Source organism: Micromonospora sp. NPDC002296, from assembly GCF_040296145.1.
In the GTDB taxonomy this organism is placed as follows: Bacteria; Actinomycetota; Actinomycetes; order Mycobacteriales; family Micromonosporaceae; genus Micromonospora.
The window spans coordinates 79,430-95,803 of the sequence record NZ_JBEOWQ010000013.1 but is presented as its reverse complement, the minus strand read 5'-3'; the positions used below and the strand labels follow the sequence as shown (position 1 = coordinate 95,803).

General features: G+C 74.4%; 14 protein-coding genes. 6 read left to right on the top strand and 8 right to left on the bottom strand.

What is annotated here, in order from left to right:
* Positions 1-25: 25 nt before the first annotated feature.
* Together ABT023_RS13515 and ABT023_RS13510 are read left to right on the top strand one after the other, a co-directional pair.
* Positions 26-898 (top strand): aldo/keto reductase, encoded by an 873-nt coding sequence (locus ABT023_RS13515; RefSeq protein WP_350885047.1) that lies wholly within the window; start codon positions 26-28, stop codon positions 896-898.
* Positions 899-998: 100 nt separating this feature from the next.
* Positions 999-1,445, top strand: a complete 447-nt coding sequence (locus ABT023_RS13510) for a nitroreductase family deazaflavin-dependent oxidoreductase (protein WP_350885045.1) — start codon at positions 999-1,001, stop codon at positions 1,443-1,445.
* Between the two features lie 114 nt (positions 1,446-1,559).
* Here the strand turns inward: ABT023_RS13510 and ABT023_RS13505 are convergent, their stop codons facing one another.
* Complete coding sequence (locus tag ABT023_RS13505) at positions 1,560-2,060, bottom strand: effector-associated constant component EACC1 (RefSeq protein WP_350885043.1); 501 nt, start codon at positions 2,058-2,060, stop codon at positions 1,560-1,562.
* Positions 2,061-2,134: 74 nt separating this feature from the next.
* The gene (locus ABT023_RS13500) at positions 2,135-4,366 is read right to left on the bottom strand and encodes a M48 family metalloprotease (RefSeq protein WP_350885041.1); all 2,232 of its coding nucleotides are present in this window, start codon (positions 4,364-4,366) and stop codon (positions 2,135-2,137) included.
* A 769-nt stretch (positions 4,367-5,135) separates the two neighbouring features.
* Here ABT023_RS13500 and ABT023_RS13495 point away from each other — a divergent pair.
* Entirely contained in the window at positions 5,136-6,278 is a 1,143-nt protein-coding gene (locus ABT023_RS13495; protein ID WP_350885039.1) for a trypsin-like serine peptidase, read from the top strand.
* Between the two features lie 113 nt (positions 6,279-6,391).
* On the opposite strand, the gene ABT023_RS13490 is transcribed toward ABT023_RS13495, so the two are convergent.
* The 3 genes from ABT023_RS13490 to ABT023_RS13480 all read right to left on the bottom strand — a co-directional run bounded on the left by ABT023_RS13490 (position 6,392) and on the right by ABT023_RS13480 (position 8,189).
* Positions 6,392-6,652: an N-6 DNA methylase gene (locus tag ABT023_RS13490; protein ID WP_350885037.1), complete on the bottom strand. Its 261-nt coding sequence runs from the start codon at positions 6,650-6,652 to the stop codon at positions 6,392-6,394.
* Between the two features lie 94 nt (positions 6,653-6,746).
* The gene (locus ABT023_RS13485; RefSeq protein WP_350885035.1) at positions 6,747-7,154 is read right to left on the bottom strand and encodes a hypothetical protein; all 408 of its coding nucleotides are present in this window, start codon (positions 7,152-7,154) and stop codon (positions 6,747-6,749) included.
* Between the two features lie 126 nt (positions 7,155-7,280).
* On the bottom strand, positions 7,281-8,189 hold the full coding sequence (locus tag ABT023_RS13480; RefSeq protein WP_350885033.1) for a LysR family transcriptional regulator: 909 nt from the start codon (positions 8,187-8,189) through the stop codon (positions 7,281-7,283).
* A 178-nt stretch (positions 8,190-8,367) separates the two neighbouring features.
* Here ABT023_RS13480 and ABT023_RS13475 point away from each other — a divergent pair, with 178 nt between their 5' ends.
* Positions 8,368-9,327, top strand: coding sequence for an FAD-dependent oxidoreductase (locus tag ABT023_RS13475; RefSeq protein WP_350885031.1), 960 nt, complete (start codon positions 8,368-8,370; stop codon positions 9,325-9,327).
* Positions 9,328-9,347: 20 nt separating this feature from the next.
* Here ABT023_RS13475 and ABT023_RS13470 read toward each other — a convergent pair whose 3' ends face one another.
* The 3 genes from ABT023_RS13470 to ABT023_RS13460 all read right to left on the bottom strand — a co-directional run bounded on the left by ABT023_RS13470 (position 9,348) and on the right by ABT023_RS13460 (position 13,674).
* Complete coding sequence (locus ABT023_RS13470) at positions 9,348-10,202, bottom strand: hypothetical protein (RefSeq protein ID WP_350885029.1); 855 nt, start codon at positions 10,200-10,202, stop codon at positions 9,348-9,350.
* 2 nt (positions 10,203-10,204) lie between these two features.
* The gene (locus tag ABT023_RS13465) at positions 10,205-12,769 is read right to left on the bottom strand and encodes an FtsK/SpoIIIE domain-containing protein (RefSeq protein ID WP_350885027.1); all 2,565 of its coding nucleotides are present in this window, start codon (positions 12,767-12,769) and stop codon (positions 10,205-10,207) included.
* Between the two features lie 104 nt (positions 12,770-12,873).
* Positions 12,874-13,674 (bottom strand): SGNH/GDSL hydrolase family protein, encoded by an 801-nt coding sequence (locus ABT023_RS13460; RefSeq protein WP_350885025.1) that lies wholly within the window; start codon positions 13,672-13,674, stop codon positions 12,874-12,876.
* A 200-nt stretch (positions 13,675-13,874) separates the two neighbouring features.
* Here ABT023_RS13460 and ABT023_RS13455 point away from each other — a divergent pair, with 200 nt between their 5' ends.
* Positions 13,875-15,407, top strand: coding sequence for a M1 family metallopeptidase (locus tag ABT023_RS13455; RefSeq protein WP_350885023.1), 1,533 nt, complete (start codon positions 13,875-13,877; stop codon positions 15,405-15,407).
* A gap of 233 nt (positions 15,408-15,640) precedes the next feature.
* Positions 15,641-16,306, top strand: a complete 666-nt coding sequence (locus tag ABT023_RS13450) for a TOPRIM nucleotidyl transferase/hydrolase domain-containing protein (RefSeq protein WP_350885021.1) — start codon at positions 15,641-15,643, stop codon at positions 16,304-16,306.
* Positions 16,307-16,374 lie beyond the last annotated feature (68 nt).

The following is a 16,374-nucleotide window of genomic DNA, read 5'->3' as shown; positions in this document are numbered from 1 at the left end:
GGCGCACAGGAATTGGGGTGCTCTCATGGGCAACGACGCTGGCAGGCAGCCCGCGAAGGCATCCGGCACGTACCGGATCGGCGGCGACCTCCAGGTCGACCGGCTCGGCTACGGGGCGATGCAGCTCACCGGGCCGGGCGTCTGGGGCGATCCGTTGGACCCGGCCGAGGCGGTGCGGGTGCTGCGCCGGGCGTACGAGCTGGGCGTCACCTTCATCGACACCGCGGACTCGTACGGCCCGTTCGTCTCGGAGATGCTGATCAGGGAGGCGCTGCACCCGTACGCCGACGACCTGGTCATCGCGACCAAGGCCGGGCTGACCCGCGCCGGCCCGGGCGACTGGCGGCCGGTGGGCCGGCCGGAGTACCTGCGCCAGCAGTGCGAGCTGAGCCTGCGCCACCTCGGCCTGGAGTCCATCGGGCTGTACCAGCTGCACCGGATCGACGCCCAGGTGCCGCTGGCCGACCAGCTCGGCGAGCTGGCGTTGCTCAGGCAGGAGGGCAAGATCCGGCACATCGGGCTCTCCGAGGTGACCGTGGATGAGATCGAGGCAGCCCGGGAGATCACCCCGATCGTGTCGGTGCAGAACCTCTACAACCTGGCCGACCGCAGCGCCGAGGGCGTCCTCGACTTCTGCGAACGCAACGACCTGGCGTTCATTCCGTGGTTCCCGATGGCCACCGGCAACCTGGCGAAGCCGGGCGGGCCGCTGGACGCGATCTCCACCGGGCACGGGGCGACGCCCGCGCAGCTCGCGCTCGCCTGGCTGCTGCGCCGCTCGCCGGTCCTGCTCCCCATCCCGGGCACGTCGTCGGTGGCGCATTTGGAGGAGAACGTGGCCGCCGCCGAGGTGCGGCTCACCGCCGACGAGTACGAGGCCCTGGCGAAGGCCACCTGAGCGCCGGGCGACCCCGCACCGGGCCCCACGGCCGGGCCGGCGGTCGTTACCCTCCGATGGGGACGCAGGGGGCGTACCGCGAGGGCGAGGAGGCGACGGCATGGCCGCACCGGAGCAGGGCGAGACGATCGAGGAGAGCCCGGTCGGCTGGGTGGCCAAGCACGTACGGCGGTACGTGGCGACCGACGGCGCCGAGGGGGCCAGGTACCAGGGCTACGACGCGCTGCTGGTCACCACCCGGGGCCGCAGGTCCGGCACCCTGCGGCGGACGGCGTTGTACTACGGCCGGGACGGCGGCGACCGGATCGTGCTGGTCGCCTCCAACGGGGGCGCGGCGGCGCACCCGAACTGGTACCTGAACCTCGCCGCCGACCCGGAGGTGGAGGTGCAGATCGGCCCCGAGCGCTTCCGGGGCCGGGCCCGGACGGTCTCCGGCGAGGAGCGGACCCGGCTGTTCGAGCTGATGACGAAGGTCTTCCCCCGGTACGCCGGTTACCAGCGCGACACCGACCGGGAGATCCCGGTCGTGGTGATCGAGCGGGCCTGACCGCCGGTCTCCCGGTCGTGCCACGCGGGCGGGGCCCCGTCCGGGCCGCCCGTGCGGGAGATGCGCGCCCCGCACGGGCGGGGCGGGGCCGTCGGAGCCCGCTCGGTTCGTCGGTCAGGCGGCCGGGCCGGCCCCCTCCGGGCCAGCCGGCGGGAGCGCCCGCCCGTCCTCGGGCGGCAGTGCCCGGTCATCTGCCGCCGGGAGCGCCCGGTCGACCTCGGAGCCGGCCTGGTCGGCCACTGCTCCCCCGGCCTGCCGCAGCGCCCGGGTCGCCTGGTCGATCAGCTTCGTGGCGTCCGTGCGGCCGTTGACCTGGATCTCCACTTCGGACTCCCCCACCTGCACCCGCACGGTGACCTCGGTGCGCTGCTGGTCGACCCAGCTCTGCAACAGGCCGAACAGCCCCGGCAGCAGCGCCTGGGCCACCACCGCGATGACCACCGCGTCGCTGAACCCGGGTCGCCCGCCTGTCCGCCCTCCGGAGTCCCGCACCCCGGCACGGAACTCGGGGCGCTGGTGCAGCCAGGTCAGCAGCGGCACCCGGGGTGGCCGGGCGGTGCGCGGCACGAGCACCAGCCGCACCGGCTGCCGGGCCCCGTTCGGGGTCTCGGTCACGTCGTCCCTCTCCTTCACTCGTCCACTCCCCCGGCCACCCGCGAGCGGGCGGTTCCCGTCATCGCCGGCCGGCCTCACTCGCCGGGCTGGAACGTCAGCCTGCCGTCCACCACCGACAGGACGCCGGTGACACCGAACGTGTCGTCCTCGGTGAACGGGCTGGTTCCGTAGAAGCCCTCGGTGGTGCCGGTTGCCCGGGCCGTTCCCTGCGCCTCGTACGGCGTCGAGACCTGCGCCGTGGTGGGGCCGGTCAGCGTCAGCTCCACCTTCGGGTACTCCGTGATCCTCCAGGCGATCTTCTTGACCGTCTCCCCGGGGTAGTAGCGGAACGGGCAGTTCTCCGGCGCGGCCACCTGCTTCGCGGCGCAGGCGTCCAGGTACTTCCGTACCTCCTGATCGGCCGTCGACCGGGCGGTCGGCGTCAGGGTCGGCTCCAGCCGCACGTCGCCGATCTGCTCCTGCCCGGGTACGGCCAGGACGACCTGCGGCGGGGTCTCGGCGAGCGGGTTGGACTGCCCGCCCACCGTGTAGCCGCCGGGCAGCAGCGAGATGCCCCTCCCCTGCGGTCCGGCCGGCACCGACACCCCGTTGATCGTCAGGCCCGCCTGCCCGGCCGGCAGGCCGAGCCACGGGGAACTCTCGCTGATCCCCCAGCCGTGGAAGACCCCCAGGGTGGCGGACTCCTCCCGCTCCAGGTGCAGCTTCGCGGTCGTCTTCCGGCCGGCGAGGGTGAAGTCGACCGTGGCGACCGCCTCGTCGCCGTCCCGCTCGATCGACGTCACGTCGACGTCCTCGGGCGGCTGGTAGTCCTTCGCCTCGACCAGCGCGGCGAGCAGCTCCAGGTCGCCGCCGGACGGTCGCACGCCGGGGGCCAGCGACTCCAGGGCCGCGCGGGCGTCGTGGTCGGCCAGCCCCGAGAAGTACCCGTCGACCACCGTCGCCGGCCGGAAGAACGCCCACTGCGCCGCCCCGAGCAGGGTTCCGCCGAGGCCGCAGGCCAGCGCCAGCACGCCGGCCACCAGCACCGCCCGCGGGGACGCGATCGCCCCCGGGCGCCCGAACAGGTCCTCGGCGGTGACCGGGGCGACGTCCCCGGCGGGCCGCTCGACACCGTCGACCGCGTCGGCCGCCGGGGCGAGCAGCTCCAGCCGGTCCAGCCGCAGTTCGGACGCGGGGTGGGTGGCGCAGACCGCCTCGTCCCAGCCGCTGCGCCCGCTCTCGAAGGACTTCCGCCGCTCCAGCATGTCCCGCATGCCCCGGGCGTGGCCGGCGAGCACGGCACCGGCATCGGCACGGTACTCGGCGGCCCGGACGTCCCGGGAGTGCGGCGGCAGCACCACGTACTTCATGGTGAGCAGCACGGGCCAGAAGAACACGAACACCACGAGGTTGGTGGCCGGGTGCGGGAAGGTCCGCATCAGCCACGCCGGCACCGCGTGCACCAGCACCAGCGGCAGCGCCACCCCCCGGACGAACGCGCCGGTCACCTCGTCGCCGGTGTGCCAGTGCACCAGCTCGTGGCTGAGCAGCGCGGCGATGTCCTCGTCGGACTCGTCGAGCAGACTGGTGGTGACCACCACGTGCCGGGCGTACGCGCGGGCGTTGGTGAGCACCGGGTCGTCCTCGATGAGCAGCCGGGGCACGTTGGGCAGGCCGAGGGCGCTCGCGCAGTCGTACAGGACGGGTCGGAGCCGTGCGGCCTCGCGGCGGCTGAGCTGACGCGCCCCCGAGACGGTCAGCAGCCAGGGTTCCCACAGCACCCGGTAGAGGGTGTACAGCACGCCGACCAGCGCGGCGGCCGCCACCATCCCGGCCAGGCCGGTGAACAGGTTCGCCGGCTCGTCGAACGCGTCGCGCCACGGCAGCACCAGCACCACGAGGAAGCCGGCCAGGAAGCCGATCGCGAAGCCGGCGAAGCCGCCGAGCACTCCGCCGGACCGGTTGAGGAAGGCGTCGAGCAGGGCACCCACCAGGGGCGCGTCGCGCAGCACCGACGGCACGGCGTCGGCGAACCCGCTGCCGCCGGCGACCAGGCCGTAGGCGGCGAGGCCGACTCCGCCCCAGACCGCGAGGAGCAGGGCCACGGGTACGTAGAACCAGGTGGCCAGGAACGCGCCCAGCACGCCGCGCCAGTCGCGCAGGATGCCGGCGCGCAGCCAGACCAGGGCGTTGGGGTAGCCGAGGGGACGGTTGGCGAAGCTCCTGCCGAGCCGGGAGCCGTCGGCCGGCTCGGTGGCAGGCTCGGGGTCGGTGGGTGTCTCCACGGCGGCGGGCCTGACCTGCCGATCAGTTTCCGGGTCGCGCACGGCGGCTCCTCGACTCGGCCGCCACCGGGGCGGGTGGCGAGCGGGGACGGTTCACGGGCACGGCGTATCGGACGGGCGGCTCGGCCGACCGTCGGAGGAATTGCGCAGGTACGGAGAATGGCGTCGTCCCGCTGACAGGAATCGACGTCGGCACATTACCTGTCCCGAATGGATCTCGCTACCGGTATTCCAACAGCGCCTCGCGACAGACGTAAGGTTGACAAAGCGCGACCGTGGCAGTTCCACGAAGGTGAGACTGCCTCGCCATTCCCCAAGGCGAACACCGATGCCGCTCGAAGTACCGCCAGCCGCGCCCGACCGAGGACGACACGCCGGGCTGACCGGGCACCGCCGCACCGCTGGCAGATCGGGCTCAGATCATCCCGCAGGGGACAGCTTCCCGCTCTCGCCGAGCATCTCCTGCGCTACTCGGCGGGACCGCTCACGCAAGGGAAGCCCGACGGCCCGGAGTCCACCTCTGCTCCACCCGGGCGTGCGGCGCCTTGGCACGAGCACACCCTCGACGGCGAGGGTCATGCCACGCCAGGAGAGTCCGGCAGCGATACGCCAACCGCCGCCCCACGACCTCATCACCGCCGTGACCAGTAGTTACCCGACTACGCAATGGCCCTGCCTCACCGCCACCCAACGCACATCATGCTTGCCGACGTCCACTCAATCCCGATGATCAAATCGTCCGGCAGGCGACAGTTCAGCGACATCCGGATGCCCTAATCTTCGATCATCATTTCTCGCATTCGGAGGTAGCATGCTGCGAAATCTGCGCCGCAGTCTCATCGTGATCACAACGTTCACGGTGGCCGTGGCCTCGGCAGCGGGGCCGGCCAACGCGGTCGGCTCCTCGTCGTCGCAGCTAAGGCAGGCGGCCGGGACCTCGGCCCAGCTCAGCCCAGATGTGGCCCGGAAGGTTAAAGGCACCGGCCCCGCCGCCCGTAACCGGGCTCTAGCCGAGTACTGGACTCCGGAACGGATGCGCAACGCCCGCCCGGTGGAGACGGTGCTGCGTAAGACCATGGAGCCTGGCACCACCCTCCCGGCCGGGGTCGGGATCGATCGCGCCCAGGATCCTGTCATCGTTCCACCGGCCGCCCCGACGGTCGCACCCCCGGCGGAGGTCGCCACGACCAACGGGAACGCCGGCGTGACCCCCAACGCCATCCCGCCCAACGAGCCCCCTCCGGTCACCAGCCCCAACACCTACCTGCCCGACTACCCGACGGGTCACCAGGTGGCCCGGACCATGGGCAAGGTCTTCTTCACCATGGGAGGACAGGAAATGGTCTGCTCGGCCGGGGTGGTGACCAGCCCGGGCAAGGCGCTGGTGTGGACCGCCGGCCACTGCGTGCACGGGGGTGGCAGTAGTGGCACCTGGGCTCGCAACTGGATCTTCGTGCCGAACTACACCCTGAACTCTTCCGGAAATCCTGTCGCCCCCTACGGCATCTGGTATGCCGCTGCCTTGTTCGCCGCTCGTGACTGGATCGACTACAAGAGGCAGTACAGTGACCTCGGTGCAGTGATCATGCAGTTCCGCGGTGACAAGCTGCTCCAAAATGTGGTGGGCTCGCAGGGCATCGTCTTCAGCCTGCCCTACTACCCGTCTATCGCCGCTTTCGGATACCCGGCCGAAGCGCCGTTCAACGGGGAGCTTCTGTGGCGAGCAAATAGTCCGTCAGGCGACGCCGGAGCCAGCGTCAGCTACATGCTGAGCGGGATGAACGGTGGAAGCTCAGGCGGCTACTGGCTGGCTGACTTCAACGGCGTAACCGGCCTGGTGAACGGGCACAACGCCTTCACGGTGGACGGTGTTCGGGGACACATGTTTTCGCCCTACTACGGGATGAGCACGCGCGAATTCTACGACGAGGTCAAGAACTACACTCCGTCCTGATGATCTGATCGGAGCACCGCCACCGAGTTGGCGCGCAGTTCGGAAGAGTGCTGCCCGGTCGGACCGATTGGCCGGGCAGCCCGCCGTCTCACTCCGCCCTCAAGGGACGGCGATCAGTCCGTGTCGACTCGCGAGCCCGACGCGGCCCGGAACCTCTCGGTCTCCACCCGCTCCGACCGGTCCCTGCCCGGCAGCTGCTTGAGCAGCCGGCGGCGGATGGCCTCCCCCGCGCCGCCCTCGAAGAGCACGTTGTCCGGCAGGACGACCGCCGCCAGCCCGTCGACCTCCAGCAGCGCGGCGATGTGCTCCACCGCCGAGGGCGGGAAGGACGCGCTGGTTCCCACGCTGACCGCTCCGGAGAGCCCGGGCGACATCGGGAGATGCTGATGGGCTTCGAGGCGTTCCTGCTCGCCACCCCCGGCACCGGCGAGCGCTGATCCGCCGCCGGTGCCCATGCGCGGGCAGGGGTCAGGCTGAGCGGTGAACCTGCGTGAGCACGGCCCGCAGCTCCGCCTCCGGCACCCGCTCCGGGTCGGCCAGCACGTCGACCGCCACGCCCGGCTCGACCAGCCGGAACGCCTCACCGTCGCCGATCAGGCCGGTGACGTCGCCGTCGACGAACTCGGTGGGCCGCCACCGCGCCGCGTCCCGCTCGTGGTAGCCGGCGAGGAAGTCGCGCAGTTCGTCGAGGGTGCTTAGCCCGCCGCCGCGCAGGACGTGCACCCGCAGGTCGACCCGGTAGCCCTCCTCGACCTGCCGCTCCCACACCCGGGTGCGGAAGCGCACGTCCTCCCACTCGCTGGCGAAGTCGGACACCTCCGCGCCGATTCCCGCCGGCACGTACCCGATGACGAACCCGTCCAACTCGCCGCTCACCGGCACCTCCCCGTCGCTTGTTCCGGCCCGCCGCCGGACCTTGGACACCTATCGTCCACAGCAGACGCCAACTGTCCAAGGTCCGCGAATGCCGAGAGCGAATGCGGTATGTCGTGGCCGGGGCGGTCAGGCGTCGTCGAGGAGGGCGAGGAGGTGGTGGACGGCCGGGTTCGTGGTGTCCCGGGGCCAGGCCAGGCGTACGTCCACCGTCGGGGTCGGTGCGGTGAACCGGCGCAGCCGTACCCCCGGGACCTTCACCGCGCGGGCACGCCCGGCCGGCACCGCCGCGACCACGTCTCCCCCGGCGACCGCCCGGAGCAGTTGCTCGTCGTCCGGCTCCTGCCGGACGAGGCGGAAGCCGCCCTGCGGCCAGACCTGGGCGATGGTCCGGTCGAACATGCCGGGGCCGTTCTCGCGCGGCCACATCACCGCGGGCAGGTCGACCACCTCGGCCCGGCTGATCCGGCGGCGGCCGGCGGCCAGCGGATGCCCGGCCGGCAGGGCGAGCAGCAGTTCCTCGGTGTCGACGAGCCGGCACCTCAGGCCCGGCTCCTCGACCGGCGTGCGGACGAACGCCGCGTCGAGCCGGCCGGCGAGCAGGCCGGCGACGTTCGGGGCGGTCCAGGCGGTCTCGGCGACCACCTCCACGTCGGGGTGGGCGGCCCGGAACCTGGTCACCAGGGCGTCCACCCGGCCGCCCCGGGCCGAGCGGGTGTACGCCAGCCGGAGCCGGCCCTCCCGGCCCCGCACCAGGTCTCGGATGCGGTCGGTGCCGGCGTCGACCTCGGCGAGCAGCCGGCCGGCCTCGGCGGCGACCTGTTGCCCCACCTCGGTCAGGACACAGCCCCGGCTGGTGCGGTGCACGAGGGGGACGCCGAGCTGGCGTTCCAGGGCGCGGATCTGCTGGCTGAGCGCCGGCTGGGCGATGTGCAGGCGGGCGGCGGCCCGGGTGAAGTGCAGCTCCTCGGCGAGCACCGCGAAGTATCGCAGCCGGCGCAGGTCCCACCAGGGGTCCCGGGTCGAGGAGTCGGGCATGCTGCCATCATAAGCGCCGCTTATCGCCAGCTCCAGTTTCCGTCTTGGACGGCGCACCGCCCGCCCGGGCACGATCCGAAGTCACGGCATGACAGAGCGCGACGCTACGGCCGTGGACGACAGGTAGCGAACGACAGCCACGGCGTCGACGGCCGTGGACGACCGGAGGGAACGGGCGATGACGGAGAAGACGACGGACGTGGTGGTGGTCGGCGGCGGGGTGATCGGGCTGACTGCCGCCGTGGCGCTTCAGGAGCGGGGCGCGCGGGTGACGGTGTGGGCCGCGGACGATCCGGCCGACATCGTGTCGACGGTGGCCGCCGCGGTCTGGTACCCGAGCCACACCGACGAGGACCCCCGGGTGCTGCGCTGGGCCCGGGAGACCCACGCGGAACTGAGCCGCCAGGCGGCCGACGGGGTGCCGGGGGTGGTGGCCCGGGCGACCCGGATGCTGCTGCGCCACCCCGACGCGGGCACGCCGTGGTGGGCGGATGCGACCGGGGACCTGACGGTCGAGCCGGCCGCCGCGCCGTACACGACGCTGCTGCGGTTCACCGCGCCCACGGTGGAGATGACGCCGTACCTGGCGTGGCTGACCGAGCGGGTCGAGGCGGGCGGGGGGCGGCTGCTGCGCCGCCGGGTGCAGCGGCTGGACGAGGCCTTCGAGGCGGCCCCCACCGTGGTGAACGCGACCGGGCTGGCGGCCGGCCGGCTCGCCGCCGACCCTGCGGTGCATCCGGTGCGCGGGCACGTGGTGCTGGTCGCGAACCCGGGCCTGACCACCTCGTTCCGCGACGAGGACGACCCGGCCGGGATCACCTACGTGCACCCGCGCCGGCACGACGTGGTGCTCGGCGGCACGTTCCAGCCGGGGGTGGGGGACACCGGGCCGGACCCGGAGACGGCGGCGGCGATCCGGCGCCGCTGCGTGGCGCTGGTGCCGGAGCTGGCCGAGGCGCCGGTGCTCGGCGAGCGGGTCGGGCTCCGCCCGGCCCGGCACGGCGGCCCCCGGGTGGAGGTGCAGCCGGCCGGACCGGGCGGCGGCCGGCTCGTGCACGCGTACGGGCACGGCGGCGCGGGGGTCACCCTCTCCTGGGGCTGCGCCGCCGAGGTCGCTCGCCTCGCCCTGGACGGCTGACCCCGCCCGGTGGCCGGCGGTCAGCGCACGAGGCGGAACAGCAACAGGTAGCCGCAGTAGGCGAGGGGCACGAGCAGCACACAGGTGACGAAGCCGAGCGGGACGAACCGGGGCGGCTGTTCCGAACCCAGCGCCGGCCGCCCCCACCGGCCCAGCACCAGGTACCCGGCGACGAAGGAGAGCACCGGCAGCCCGGCGCAGGTGGCGGCGTAGAGGGCACCGAGGCCCACCATCGCCAGGTCGGCGGCCACCACCATGATCAGCATCAGCACCACCCCGGCCGCCGCGCAGCCGGCGTACACGGCCAGGGCCCGGGCCAGCGGCGACCAGGTCGGCAGCAGCGGCGGTTGCCGGGCGACGGCCTCGCTGACCTGGACCAGCCGGTCGGTCTCGTCGGCGAGCCGCCGGGCCTCGGCCAGCTCGGCGGCCGGGTCGGCAACCCCGGCGCGGGGCGCGGGCACCCCGGCCGCCGTCGGCAGCGCCACCACCGCCCCGCCCGGGGCACCCGGTGGGTACGCCCCGACGCCCGGCCGCCCCGGCGCGGCGGCTGCGCCGCCGTCGGGCACCGCCCCCGCCCCGGGGGTCCCGCCGGACGACGTCGCCGCGGCGACGGTCGCCCCGGGGGCGCTGCTTCCGGGGGCGGTCGGCCCGGAGCGGTCTCCCCCGGCGGCGGGTGGCGGGTCGGCGGGCAGGCCGATGGCGTGGCCGAGCTGGCCGAGGCGGTGGGACTGGGCGGCGAGGCGCCGGGTGAGCTGGTCGAGCGTGGTGTGCAGGGCGCGGCGGCGGCCGGCCTCGGCGGCGGCGTCCTGGTCGGTCTCGCGGCGCTGGTCGGCGAGCTGCCGGGCCAGGGCGGCGTACTCGGAGAAGGTGGACACCGTCAGCTCTCCTCGTCCCGCTCGTGCCCGGCCCACGCGAACGGCACGATCAGTCGGGTGCGCTGGTCGTGCCGGTCCACCAGCAGCGCCCGGTCGGCGCGCGGGGTGTGGGCGAGGTCGTGCTCGCCCAGGTGCAGCCCCAGCTCCGCACCCGGGACGTTCAGCGCGACGAGGCAGGCGGCGTCGTCACGGTGGTGCGATCCGCCGAGGTCGTCGGCGAGCCGGCGCAGCCCTCGCCACCAGCCGAGCAGGTGCACCCCGCGGGCCGGGCCCTCGCGCAGCAGGGCGCGCAGGTCGTCGTGGCCGGAGCGGAAGGTGACCGGGTCGGTGCCGGCGAGGGTGGCCGACGCCGCGTCCGCACCGAACAGCACCAGGTAGGTCCGGCCGACGGCCGACCCGACAGCAGGCGCGGCAGTGGCGGGCGCGGCGGGTGGGATGGCGGCCAGGGCTGCGAGCCGGTCCCGCAGGGCGGCCTGGTCGAGGCGCTCGACCGGGTGGCCGGCGGCGGCGAGCGCGGCGGCGGTGTCGTCGGCCGCCGGGCCCGCGGCGGCGACCAGCGGGGCGAGCAGGAACCGGGCCCCGCCGGGCGCGTGCTGCCGGGCGAGGCTGAGGGCGGCGGCCCGCAGCACGTCCGCGCCGGCGGTCCAGGTGCCGACCACGGCCAGGTGCCGGCCCGGGGTGGCGTCCAGGGTGAACGACGCGGTACTGCCGGCCACGTCGACCGTGCGGCCGACCAGGGCCACCGGGGGCCCGACACCGGGGCGCAGCCCGGCGAAGGTGGGATCGTCCTCCAGCCGCGCGGGCTCGTACCCCCGGAAGACGGCCGGGGGGCCGTCGCCGGCCGGCCGGTCCCGCCACAGCTCGTGGCGCAGCCGGGCCAGGTCGGCGCGGGCGGCGTACGCGTCGGGGAAGCGGACCACGGTGTCGGCGCCGGCCGCCCCGGCGGCGGTGTTCAACACGGCCGCGCCGATCGGCAGCGCGTTGGCGGCGCCGTTGAGCGGGTCGAGCGCCCCCGCGCCGCCAGGCAGCGCCACCCGCAGCGGGAACTGCCCGAAGATCGCCTCGGCGCGTCCGTACAGCGACTCGATGCCGGTGGTGGCCTGGCTGGCCAGCACCAGGTGCACCCCGTACGAGCGGCCCTTGCGGGCCAACTCCTCCAGCAGGTCGACGGCCTCCCGCGCCACGGCGTCGGTGCCGGCGACCAGCACCTGGAACTCGTCGACGACCGCCACGATCCGGGGCACCGCCGCGCCGCCGGGCAGGTCGGCGAGCTTGGTGACGCCGTGCCGCTTCAGCACGCCCGCCCGCCGGTTCAGTTCTCGGCGCAGCTCGCGCAGCACGGCGAGGCCGTACTCCCGATCGGATTCGATGCCGACGGCGCGGGCGTGCGGCAGCCAGGACGGATCCCGCTCGGTGGGGACGAACTCGGTGAAGCTGACGCCCTCCTTGAAGTCGAGCAGCCAGAGCTGGAGCTGTGCCGGGGAGTAGCGGGCGGCCAGCCCGTAGAGGACGTCGAGCAGGAAGACGGTCTTGCCGGCGCCGGTGCGCCCGGCGACCAGCCAGTGCGGGGTGGCGTCGTCGAAGGCGACGGTGACCGGCTGCCGCCCGGCCCGGCCGACCACGGTGGACAGCCCGTCGGCGCTCGACCCGGCCCAACGTCGGGCGGGCAGCAGGTCGGCGAAGGTGGGCGGGGCGTCGCGGCGCACGGCCGGGCCGAGATGCCCGGCGAGGGCGGCCACGGTGGCCGGCGGCAGGTCTCCGTCGAGCACGACGGGGGCGGCCAGCCCGGAGCCGTCGCCGCTGAACGGATGCCCGGGCGGGTCGCCGACATGGGCGTACCGCTGCATGAGCCGCAGCGCGGTGGTCGCGCCCAGCGGCGGCGGGTCGGCCGCGCCGGCCTGCGGGTGACCCGCGAGCAGTACGCAGACCGCGGCGGACGGGCCGGCGTGGGTGAGCGCGGCGAGCCTGGCCAGCTCCGGGGGCGGGGGCGCGGCGGCGGCGACCAGCACCAGCAGCTCCCGGGCGGCCGGGGCGGCGTGCTGCGCCGCCCGGGCGTGCCGCTCGGCCTCGTCGAGCAGCGTGGCGACCTCGGCGGCGGTGGTGGCGGGCGGGGCGAGCACCCCGGCGTCGAGCAGCGGGCGCAGCGGCAGGAAGGTGGCCCCGAAGGCCACCGTGTCGATCCCGGCGACCCGGACCGTGCCGGCCGGGGCGGTGGCGAGCAGCCGCAGCACCAGCGCGCGCAGCAACTCACCGACGCGGGGATCGCGGGCGTCGACGTCGACGGTGAGGTGGCAGCCGCCGCCGAGCGGGACGAGCACCGGGAAGCCACCGTCCAGGGTGGCCGCCTCGCCGACCCGGACTCCGGCGGGCACCTCGGCCAGCGGGGTCGCGCCGGGGGTGGGCGCGGCGAGCCGCCCGCCGAGGCGGGCCAGCCGGGCGACGACCTCGGCGGCGCCGGTCACGGCCGCCGGTGGTGCGCCGAGGGCCAGCCGGGCCCGTTCCAACCGGTCCCGGGCCTGCCGATGGGCGGTGACCGCCTGGCCGTACGCCGCCGCGAGCCTGCCCACCCTTGTGCCCCCCACGCGATGGCCGTCCGGTCCAGCGAACCCTAACGGACGCGTGGCGGCGACGGACAGCCCCGCAGCCAGGACGGCGGCGGGGCTGGCCCGGGTCAGCCGGTGACGGCGGTCAACGCCGGCAGGTAGCCGTGGCGGTAGCCGTCAGCGTTCGGGTGGTACGCCTCGATGACGCCGCTGACGTCGCGGATCCACGGCGCGGCGGCGCAGACCCCGTGCCCGGCGAAGTACGGGCGGGTGTCGGCGAAGGTGGCCCTGGCCGCGGCGGCCCGGCCGGCGGTGACCGAGGCGAGCAGGTCGGCGGCCTCGTTGAGGATGGTGCGCTTGTAGGTGCTCATCGCGAGCAGCCCGCACGAGCCCGTCTCGAACAGTCGCGGGTAGCCGAGCACGATCAGCCGGGCGTTCGGGGCCCGGTCGCGGATCGCGGCGTAGGTGCGGTCGAGCCGACCGGGCAGCTCACCGGTGGCGAAGGCCTTCGCCTCGTTCACCGCGTCCGTGCAGCTGCTGGTGCTGCCGAACCGGCAGCTGGTGATGACGTCGGCGAAGCCGGCGTCGTTGCCGCCGATGGTGATGGTGACCAGGGTGGTGCCGGTGCTCAGCGCGCTCACCTGGCTGTCGATGACGTCGGCGGTGACCGCGCCGCCGCAGGCCGGGAACTTGAAGCTGGTCACCTGGTGGGCGGCGGCCCAGAGCGGGGCGTACGACTTCTCGCTGCGCAGACAGGTCGACAGGTCGTACGGGCCGGCGCCGACGCCGGAGGAGTACGAGTCGCCGAGGGCCACGTAGTTGACGGCTGCGGCGGCCTGGGCGGCACCCGGGACGGCCACCGCCCCGACGGCGGCGGTGAGGACGGCGACCAGCGCGGTCAGGGCGCTGGCCAGCGGGCGTTGGGGCATGGAGAACCTCCACGGGACAGGGGTGGTGGATCCTCGGGACCGCGCGCGTGGCCAAGGCTCATGGTTATTACTGGACGGTAATGCTATCGAAACATCTAGATGGAAGGAATAGATCGGGGAACTCGCCTGCGAGGACACACATGTTCACAACCGTCGATTAGCTTGAGTGTGCGTACATCCCGACGGAGGGAGTCCACCTCGTGCGACGCGTTCTCGCGGCGGCCATCGCCGCACTGACCGTCACCACCGCCGGCACGGCCGTGACCGGCGCCCCCGGCCAGGCCGCCGCCCGATCGGGCTGGGGCCGGCCGGTCCTCGCCCCCGCCGCGCCGACCCCCGGCAGCCCCGGCCTGGGCGACAGCTATTTCCCCGACTACGGCAACGGTGGCTACGACGTAGACCACTACGACATCCGGCTGCGTTACGAGCCGGCCACCGACCAACTCAGCGGCACCACCACGATCCTGGCCCGGGCCACCCAGGACCTGTCCCGGTTCAACCTGGACTTTGTGCTCGGCGTCGAGTCGGTGCGGGTCAACGGCTGGTCGGCCACCTTCGCCCGGGAGGGCGTCCACGAGTTGGCGATCACCGCGCCCCGGCCGATCGTCAAGGGCCAGTCCCTGACCATCGTGGTGAAGTACGCCGGCGTGCCGTCGACGACCCGGGTCAACGGCTACAGCGGCTGGACCCGCACGTCCGACGGTGGGCTCGCCGTGAACGAGCCCGAGTCTGCCTGGTGGTGGTACCCGAGCAACGACCACCCCCTCGACAAGGCGAACTGGGACGTGTCGGTGTCGGTGCCGGCCGGCGTCGAGGTCGTCAGCAACGGCGTGCAGCCGCGCCCGCCGCTGGCCGAGGCGGGCAACCGGCTGCGGTGGAGCTGGCGCAGCACCAGCCCCGGTGCGACGTACGAGTCGTTCCTGGCCGTCGGGCAGTACGACATCGTCACCGACACCGCCCCCAACGGGCAGCCGGTGGTCAACGCGTACAGCACCACGCTGGGCCCACTCGCACCCGCGGCGCGGGCCAGCATCGAGCGGACCGCCGAGATCGTCGACTGGGGCAGCACGATCTTCGGGCCGTACCCGTTCGAGGCGCAGGGCGGCGTGGCCGGGCCGGTCGACGGAATCGGCTTCGCCCTGGAGACGCAGACCCGCCCGGTGTACGGGCCGGGCTTCTGGCGGCGCGGGTCGAACACCTACGTGATCGTCCACGAGAACGCCCATCAGTGGTTCGGGGCCTCGGTCTCGGTGGCGGACTGGCGGCACATCTGGCTCAACGAGGGCTTCGCCTCGTACGCCGAGTGGCTGTGGTCGGAGGAGCAGGGCGAGGGCACGGCGCAGGAGTTGTTCGACTTCACCTACGCCACCTACCCGGCCGACGACGACTTCTGGCAGGTCCCGCCGGGTGACCCGGGCGCGAACGACGTCTTCGACGGCGCGGTCTACGACCGGGGCGCGATGGCCCTGCACCAGATCCGGCTGGCCGTCGGCGACGACGCCTTCTTCCGGATCCTGCCGCAGTGGACCGCCGCCCACCGGCACGGCAACGGCACGGTCGAGCAGTTCCAGGCCCTCGCCGAGCAGGTCTCCGGCCAGGACCTGGACGCGGTGTTCACCACCTGGCTGTTCACCAGGGGCCGCCCGGAGCTGTCCGGGGCCACGGCGCCGGCCGCCGCGCCCGCCGAACCGAAGTCGTGGGCCAAGATCCGCGAGTCCCACCACGCCCGCTGACCCACCCCGATCGGGCGCCACGGCGGCGCCATGGCGGCTTCGCACCACCTCGGATGCCGCCATGGCGCCGCCGTCGCGTACGGCCCAGACGGTTTATGCGCTTGTCGCCACGCGGGGGCAGGCCCATGATTGCGGCCATGGCCGCGACAGGACGAGCCGACCACGGGTCACCGGCGCCGGCGGCCCGGCGGCCCCGCCCGGTGCCCACGCCAGCCGACGACCGGGGCACCCCCATGGATGAGGCCAGCCGCCGTGAGCTGGCCCGCAGGGCGCTCGACGGTTACCTCAGTGGCCCGGGCGCCCCGGCCGTGGCCACCGCCCACGCCCTGGCGAAGGTCCACGATGCCACGGCCGTGGTGCTGGTCGAGGGCATCAGCGACCAGATCGCCGTGGAGACCGCCGCCGCCGGGCGCGGCCGGGATCTCGGGGCGGAGCGGGTGGTGGTCGTGCCGATCGGCGGGGCGCACGCGACCGGCCGCGTCCTGGCGGGGTTGGGCCCCCTGGGCGCCGGGGTAAGCCTCGCCGGCCTCTACGACCGGCGCGAGGAGGAGATAGTCCGGCGCGGGCTGGTCTCGGCCGGGGCCGGCTCGCCCCGCACCCGCGCCGACCTGGAGCGCCTCGGGTTCCACGTCTGCGTCGACGACCTGGAGGACGAGCTGATCCGCGCCGTGGGGGTCGCGGAGGTCGAGGCGCTCCTCGACGCGCAGGGCGACCTCAGCTCGCTCCGCTCGTTGCAGGGCCAGCCCGCCTGGCGTGGCCGGGAACCCGAGGCGCAGCTGCGGCGGTTCCTGGGCAGCGGCTCGCGCCGCAAACTGCGCTACGCGCGGCTGCTCGTCGAGGCGGCGGTCGGCCGGGACACGCTGCCCCGACCGCTCGACGCGCTGCTCGCCACCGTCTGACCCGCCCCGCCCGGCCCCCACACCCCGCCCCGCGCGCCGCCGCCGGGCCCGCCTAGGCCCCGCCGTCC